This is a genomic window from Streptomyces carpinensis (genome assembly GCF_002154505.1).
GTDB classification, from domain to species: domain Bacteria; phylum Actinomycetota; class Actinomycetes; order Streptomycetales; family Streptomycetaceae; genus Streptomyces; species Streptomyces carpinensis.
The window spans coordinates 1-611 of record NZ_MUBM01000792.1 but is presented as its reverse complement, the minus strand read 5'-3'; the positions used below and the strand labels follow the sequence as shown (position 1 = coordinate 611).

Here is a 611-nt window from a genome sequence, read left to right as displayed (position 1 = left end):
TCGGCGGCGGCCGCGGTGGCGGTGGCGGCGTCAGTGGCGCTGTCGGCGGCGGCAGCGTCGTCGGCGTCGGGGGCCGGGGCGGTGGAGCTGCTGTGTGGGGGCAGTGTGGGCGCAGTCATGGCACTTCCGATCCTGCCACGTGCGGATCGACGGCCGCGTGACCCGGCGCGTCACGGTGTCGTCACCGACTGTCGCGATCCGGCCGCGGTGATCACAAGAAGGGCCGCAGGTAAGGGCGTTGCTGGGATGATGATCCGGAAAAGTTGTGGTCGTCGCGGCGGGTGGGGCGGGCTGAGGCCAGGATCTCTCGTACAGTTTGGGCCGTGGGATCTCTGCGCAATCCGGTCGGGCCGCTTCCCTCCTCCATCTACTGGCGTCGGAGGGTCGTACTGCTGTCCGTGGTCGCCCTGTTGGCCCTGCTGATCACCTATCTGGCCACCTCGGGCGGCGGGGGTCACAAGAACAGCGGCGGCGCGTCCAACGGTAAGCATCCCACGCCTGCCACGATCACGCCGGGTCCCTCCGGATCGGGTCCCGCGATCAGCCAACACCCCGGCGGGCGTGACGACTCCGGTGGCGCGGGGGCCGGCGGTTCGGGGACCGGTTCGGGC

The 611-nt window shown here is 71.0% G+C and carries 1 pseudogene; it reads left to right on the top strand.

The features are described 5' to 3' along the window. Positions 1 to 323: 323 nt before the first annotated feature. Positions 324 to 611: pseudogene (locus BZY54_RS48805) on the top strand (hypothetical protein); the annotation flags it as partial.